General features: G+C 44.9%; 9 protein-coding genes. 1 reads left to right on the forward strand and 8 read right to left on the reverse strand.

The features are described from left to right. From ACWVCM_RS13390 to ACWVCM_RS13415, 6 genes are all read right to left on the reverse strand, one after another. On the reverse strand, positions 1-712 hold a 712-nt coding region (locus ACWVCM_RS13390; RefSeq protein WP_455202262.1), incomplete at its 3' end, for an ABC transporter permease. A gap of 28 nt (positions 713-740) precedes the next feature. After that, a complete protein-coding gene (locus ACWVCM_RS13395) occupies positions 741-1,949 on the reverse strand; it encodes an ABC transporter permease (RefSeq protein WP_455202263.1) in 1,209 nt (402 codons plus the stop codon). A gap of 6 nt (positions 1,950-1,955) precedes the next feature. Next, a complete protein-coding gene (locus ACWVCM_RS13400) occupies positions 1,956-2,633 on the reverse strand; it encodes an ABC transporter ATP-binding protein (RefSeq protein ID WP_455202264.1) in 678 nt (225 codons plus the stop codon). An 8-nt stretch (positions 2,634-2,641) separates the two neighbouring features. Then, entirely contained in the window at positions 2,642-3,799 is a 1,158-nt protein-coding gene (locus tag ACWVCM_RS13405) for an efflux RND transporter periplasmic adaptor subunit (protein ID WP_455202265.1), read from the reverse strand. A gap of 72 nt (positions 3,800-3,871) precedes the next feature. Beyond that, on the reverse strand, positions 3,872-4,318 hold the full coding sequence (locus ACWVCM_RS13410) for a universal stress protein (protein ID WP_455202266.1): 447 nt from the start codon (positions 4,316-4,318) through the stop codon (positions 3,872-3,874). A gap of 20 nt (positions 4,319-4,338) precedes the next feature. Further along, positions 4,339-4,722, reverse strand: a complete 384-nt coding sequence (locus ACWVCM_RS13415; protein ID WP_455202267.1) for a c-type cytochrome domain-containing protein — start codon at positions 4,720-4,722, stop codon at positions 4,339-4,341. A gap of 182 nt (positions 4,723-4,904) precedes the next feature. Here ACWVCM_RS13415 and ACWVCM_RS13420 point away from each other — a divergent pair, with 182 nt between their 5' ends. Then, a complete protein-coding gene (locus tag ACWVCM_RS13420) occupies positions 4,905-5,210 on the forward strand; it encodes a c-type cytochrome (protein WP_455202268.1) in 306 nt (101 codons plus the stop codon). A gap of 32 nt (positions 5,211-5,242) precedes the next feature. Here ACWVCM_RS13420 and ACWVCM_RS13425 read toward each other — a convergent pair whose 3' ends face one another. Both ACWVCM_RS13425 and ACWVCM_RS13430 read right to left on the reverse strand, forming a co-directional pair. After that, on the reverse strand, positions 5,243-5,671 hold the full coding sequence (locus ACWVCM_RS13425) for a hydrogenase expression/formation C-terminal domain-containing protein (protein ID WP_455202269.1): 429 nt from the start codon (positions 5,669-5,671) through the stop codon (positions 5,243-5,245). A gap of 328 nt (positions 5,672-5,999) precedes the next feature. Then, positions 6,000-6,235, reverse strand: a 236-nt coding sequence (locus tag ACWVCM_RS13430; RefSeq protein WP_455202270.1) for a hypothetical protein, incomplete at its 5' end; no start/stop codon positions are given.

Below are 6,235 nucleotides of genomic sequence, written 5' to 3' on the forward strand. Positions count from 1 at the left end.
CGATGAATTTTTCATCGGCGCCTTCTTTATACAATACGTCAATTTCCATAACGCCTTCGCGATTAAAAAGTGCCAGGCCACGCTGGGTAGGTATATAAGCAGCATCATCAAGATCAATGCCGAGCATCTGGCCTTTGGCTTCAAGGACTCCGATAATACGAAAGCGGTTGCCGCCAATGCGAACCAGTTGACCCAGTGGGGATTCATTGCCAAAAAGTTCCTGCTTTAGTTTATGGCCCAGAACGGCATACGCCCTGGGTGACTGGATGTCATCTTCTGGAAGAAATTTTCCGGAGCTTATGTGAAAGCTGAATACCGTGGTAAATTCAGGACCAACACCATAGATCGTTGTGCGTCGGCTTTTGGTTCGTGATTCAACCTCTGCATTACCCTGCACCGCGGGAATTACCGCTTTAACTGTTGGAATGCGTTTTAAGGCTTCCGCATCTTCTATCGTTAACGGTCTTTCTGCACCAAATACTCCGATGGAAGACCCGGCAGTGGTGACTCGACCTGGATTGATCATGATTAGATTGGTGCCAAACTGGGTAAATTCAGCCAGTACAAAGCGGTGAATACCCTCACCGATAGAGGTTAGCAGCATCACAGCGGTGATACCGATTGCTATACAGAGCATCGTCAAATAGGAGCGCATGCGATGTGCAGTAATCGCTTTGCCAACAAACGTGATGTAGTCCTTAACTTTTAGCATAATCGTGTTTTTAAAAAATTATTGTCCATTACTTATGTGCCAGCGCATCAACAGGATTGAGCCTCGCCGCACGCCTGGCTGGCATCGCGCCAAAAAGCAATCCCGTCAGTACCGCAACACTGGCTGCCCCAATTGCAGCCCAAAGTGGTGCGCCTGCTGGAAATGCAGGATATATATGGCGAATAGCGATGTTTGTAAGTTCTCCAAGTAACAATCCCAGAACTGCACCAAAGGTGGCGAGCATGGTGGCCTCCGCCAGGAACAAGGTAATAATTTTATGTTGTGAAGCCCCTAGTGCTTTAAGTAAACCGATTTCCGCGGTGCGTTGCGAGATAGACACCAGCATAATATTCATGATCAGAATCCCGGCGACTGCCAGACTGATAGCTGCAATTCCTGCCACGCTGTAGGTTAAGGCACTTAATATTCTGTCAAAGGTGCTAAGTATCGCGTCCTGGGTGATGATGGTAACGTCTTCTTCTCCCTGGTGACGCTCTTTAATTGTACTGGTAACTTGCTTGATTACATACGGAACCACATCACGGGATTTGGCCTCTACCAGGATTCTGAATAAAGAGGGTATATTGAAAATGGACTGTGCCGAGGCAACGGGTGTTATCACCAGGTCCTGTACATCCAGCCCTATGGATCGTCCCTCGGAAGCCAATATGCCAATCACTCGAAAACGTCGGTCACCTATTCTTACCCATTTACCAACTGGGTTTACTGCACCAAAAAGTTCCTTTTTTATGGTTGCCCCAATGACGCAAACCGGGGTTGCGCGATCATAATCCGCATCCGGCAAAAACTGACCCGATGATAATTGCCAGTGTCTTATCGCCAGTAGCGAATGGCTTGAGCCAAGAACAGGCGATTCACGTTCGATACCTTGCCAGGAAACAGTTGCAGAACCGATAACAATGGGAGCGATTTTATTGACACCACTAATCCTCTGTAATGCTTTTGCGTCATCGTTGGTTAAGTCGCGTGGTGTTTCGCCAATGAAAATTGACGGTGAACCACCTCTGGTTTCCGTTTTTCCAGGAATGACAATAATGAGGTTAGTGCCCAGTGACGCAAATTCATTGATAACATAACGGCGAGCGCCTTCTCCCAATGCCGTAAGCACAACAATCGCAGCAACACCAATCATCATGGCAATGAGCATTAATACCGTGCGTAAACGATGTCGACTCAGGGCCTGCCAGGTATAGTGTAGAATATCGAGTATTCGCATAATCGATTATCCCTTCGCGTCGTCATTTTCAATGCGCCCGTCTACCATACGAATCTGGCGTTTCGCGCGTTGCCCAATAGTGGGGTCATGAGTAACGACGATCAAGCTCATACCTTGCTGGTTGAGATTCTCAAGGATAGTGACTACCTCTCCACTGGATTTACGATCAAGATTGCCAGTAGGTTCGTCTGCTAATATGATCTTGGGTTGCATGACAGTCGCCCTGGCAATGGCAACCCGTTGTTGTTGGCCACCGGATAGCTGGTCCGGACGATGCGTGGCCCGGTCTAATATGTCCAGGGCGTCCAAAGTTTGGCGAGCGCGTTTATTCCTCTCAGCCGGATTGATCCCCGACAAAACCATGGGTAATTCCACATTTTCCTGTGCTGTTAACCGGGGGAGCAACTGAAAAAACTGGAAAATAAAACCGATCTTTTTCTGCCGGATTTCTGCAAGCTGATCATCGGTGAAGGAAGTGATTTCCTGGTTGTCGAGTTTATATTTACCCGCACTTGGTCGATCCAGCAAACCGATGACGTTCAGCAGAGTTGATTTGCCAGATCCCGAAGGCCCCATAATCGATAGATACTCGCCCTGGGAAACAGTCAGCTTGACATCCTGCAGGGCATGCACAATCTGATCGCCAACAACAAATTCCCGTTGTATGTTTTCCAGTTCGATCATGGTTATATTCAGGGTGCCGGATTATTTTCCAGCTCAACCGTGATACCATCGGTTAGTCCTTCTATACCGATGGATGTAACGACCTTGTCACCATCATTAAGTCCAGACAATATTTCGGTGTAACTCCAGTTACCTATGCCTTTTTCGATTTGGCGTTTCTCCAGCGTGCCGGTGTTGTCCAGGTAAACATAGACATGGTTTTCGTCAAAAATTGTTTCGGTAGGAACCCGCGTTACCTTGTCTTTGCGCGTGAGAATTATTTCTGCATCGGCGCTATATCCAGGTAGTAGTCTTTGCTCACCAACCGTATGGGAAAAATAAACCTCGACGTCAACGGTGCGGGCCTGTTTTTCTACGTCCTGAATATAGGGTGAAATGCGATGAACCGTGGCTTCAAAAGGGTAGTTGGGAAAAGCATCCAGCGTAATTCGGGCAGGCAGGCCAACTTTCACGGCCGGGGCGTCTACCTCGTCAATGGGAGCAAGTACATAGATACACTGATAGTCAATAAGATCTACGACTGGAAGGGTTGGAACTCCAACCGGAGAGGGTGTTACATATTCACCAATTTCTCCATTGATTTCTGCAACAACACCATCAAAGGGAGCTCGAATGATAGTGCGTTCCAATGCGGCCCTGACCACTTCGATTCTTGAAATAGCGACGTTTTTTCGGTTTGACGCAGCGTCACACGCGGCTTTTGCAGCTTTTGCAACGCCCTGTACTTTCTCGGCCTGGTCTTCCGAGGCCAGTTTTTGTTGGTATAATTTTGTGACACGCTCAGATTCGTGTTGCGCTGTTTCATGGCGAATACAGGCCTCTCTTGCACTGGCTTTAACTGCGCTGAGTTCGTTTTGTGCCAGGGTGAGTTCAGCTTTGATATCCTTATTCCATAGTTCTACCAGGATTTCATTGGTTGTAACTTTTTGCCCTTCCTTAACGGGCATGTTGGCGATTTGGCCACCTATAGTGGGGGCCAGCCGCGCGCGTCGGCAAGCCATTACTGTTCCAGCCCGTGTATTTGTGACAGTCTGTTCAACTGGGCCAATCGATACTTTTGCAACCGAGACAACAATTGGGTCGGGCTGGGTGGCATAACTAATGATGAAACCGACGGCTATTACCAGGACGATAACAGCAGATATTTTTATCGAGGACTTGGTCATTTTACTTGATCCACGCTAATGTGGACTATAATGGCGGACCGGGTTTAATGTGTTGCCCGCATGTCTGACAGGTTAATCCTTGATTCGCACAGCGAGTACATCGCAGGGCGCATGATGTAATACGGCATTGGCCGTGGAACCCAAAAGTAATTTTACGCCATGCCTGCCGTGGGATCCCAATACAATTAAATCTACATTATTATCTTCCGCATACTGCACGATTTCGTTGGCTGCATTGCCAAGTTCATAAACTGTATTAACCGTTGAATCCAGGTCCAGCTTTTTTAATAATTGATCAATAGGCTGTTTTGCATTATTAATCAACTCTTCGTTTGGTATGGTATAAGTTGGCGTAATCAATGCTGTCTCGCCAAATCCCATATACGGGAGGTAGTCAATGGTATGGATAACGGTTAAAGAAGTTTTGTTGGATAAAACTAACTCTTGTGCTTTGCGCAGGATATATTCTGCGGAATCAGTAAGGTCAATAGCTACCAATATATTGGAGTAGGTGCTCATGATTTTGCTCCACTGAATATCTAGTTATTCTTTGCTCCCTGTTGAATCCATTGCTTGATGGTTTTTCGTTCCTGCTCCGGTATCATTTGCAGTGAACCATGCGGCATTTTTATCGCTGGATCAGCTTTCCCCTCGATTAATATCACGAGGCTACTTGATAAGGCGTTCCCCGGCACAATTACTGGCCCAAACTTGGTGCCTTTCATTAGTGTCTCGTAGGTTTCCATGTTGAGGCCACTTTTCTTGAAGCCTTCCCCTTCGCTGGTGTGGCACGACAGGCAATGCGTTGCCAGGATGGGCTTGACCTGCCTGGTAAAGCTGACCTGGTTCGTGGAGGAATCATCACAACTACTGAGGAATAAAACAACAGTACTTGTGATTAATATTTTCGCAATTTTATTCATTGTTAATCTGTATATAAAGAGAATTAGTAAGTGAAATTAACATTCCTGGTGAATAATTGTAGTCTGATATCCTTGAGGTATTCGTTTATTGATACAGCTCAAGTAACTCAGGAATGATTGTAACTAAAATAGTCGGGTACTACAAAGAAGTTTAATCAAATCAGAAATATAAGGAGTCGTGAATGAAAATAATTGTTGGGGCGGTAATGGTTGCTGCAACTTTGTCCATGAGTCAGTTGGCGATTGCAGGGGATGCTGAAGCAGGTAAAGCAAAAAGTCAGGCTTGTGTAAGTTGTCATGGCATGAATGGCAAAAGCACCAATCCTAATAATCCCAATCTTGCAGGACAAAAGAAAAACTATCTCATTAAAGCGATGAAAGCCTATAAGGAAGGTAAGCGCCAGGATCCCATGATGAGTTCTTTGATGGCTGGTTTAAGTGACGCAGATATGGAAAACCTCGCTGAGTTTTATAGCAAGGTTAAATAACGAAACAAATGGCGGTTAGCAAATGCTAGTATCTAGATTGCAGTGTTTGCTAGCCGTCTATCTAATACGGTCACACTATACTCGACATCTTCGCGTTGCGCAGGAAGGATGCTCGGAACATAGGATATGTAAATCGCTTTAGTCAATACGGCACCCGTGTCATTAATGTGGCTAACCCACCATACTCCATGGATATTCGTTTCCTGAATCTGGTCGCAACCAAAAATCGTTAATGTAGCAGAGACCTCCCCTTTACCTAGAATCTCCAATAGCGCATCTTCACATTCCTGGTCGCAGGGTGTGTTATTAAGGTCAATAATGGTTTCCTGACCGGTTTTTAACAGATTGCGCAATGCGCTTTTTATTTCTGCTAATATTGTTGTTAATGCGCTACCTTGTTTTTTTACCATGGCAGAATCAAAAGAAATTACGTTGTCTTGTTTTGCGTCTGTATTTTGCATTGTCTTTACTTTCAATCATAAACAATTCCAGAAATATTACCCTCTCCGAGATTTAGCTATCTCGTAATGTTAGATTTATAGCTTTTGTGATAAAAAATTCCTTGATGTATATCAAAGCCACTTTTATCAGCAGGGGTAAATCAGAAATATTTTGGTGTAGCTCAAGTTTACTGTATGTAAAGCCGTGATTAGAATATTAGTATTTAATAAATTTGTTTTTGGTGGTGAGGTGCAAGGGTTTTATGATCGGAGATTATGGCAGCGAAACATCGATTTGTTTCGTTGCAATAGAGTCAAACATCAGTTGTTCACAGTAATAACTACATAGTTATTGTTTTGGCGCGCTAAATACTCTGACTTTTAAGGCCTTTAGTTCTTGCGCAACATCATCAGGAATGTCAGTGCCGCGAGATCCGGAATATGAAAATACTATATAAGACTCATATTCTTCATAGCATTTTTTCGCATAGGGATGAGAAGTGTATTGCAGCATGCATTCTTTTAAGTACATGTCGGCCAATGAATAGTAAAAACTGTAATTGATGGAACGGTCTATAATTCCCA

The sequence above is a fragment of the Kaarinaea lacus genome, from assembly GCF_975902315.1.

Excerpts from the sequence above, each read along its gene's own strand:
- ACWVCM_RS13395 (WP_455202263.1), bottom strand. The coding sequence starts at position 1,949 with ATGCGAATACTCGATATTCTACACTATACCTGGCAGGCCCTGAGTCGA.
- ACWVCM_RS13400 (WP_455202264.1), bottom strand. The coding sequence starts at position 2,633 with ATGATCGAACTGGAAAACATACAACGGGAATTTGTTGTTGGCGATCAG.
- ACWVCM_RS13405 (WP_455202265.1), bottom strand. The coding sequence starts at position 3,799 with ATGACCAAGTCCTCGATAAAAATATCTGCTGTTATCGTCCTGGTAATA.
- ACWVCM_RS13410 (WP_455202266.1), bottom strand. The coding sequence starts at position 4,318 with ATGAGCACCTACTCCAATATATTGGTAGCTATTGACCTTACTGATTCC.
- ACWVCM_RS13415 (WP_455202267.1), bottom strand. The coding sequence starts at position 4,722 with ATGAATAAAATTGCGAAAATATTAATCACAAGTACTGTTGTTTTATTC.
- ACWVCM_RS13420 (WP_455202268.1), top strand. The coding sequence starts at position 4,905 with ATGAAAATAATTGTTGGGGCGGTAATGGTTGCTGCAACTTTGTCCATG.
- ACWVCM_RS13425 (WP_455202269.1), bottom strand. The coding sequence starts at position 5,671 with ATGCAAAATACAGACGCAAAACAAGACAACGTAATTTCTTTTGATTCT.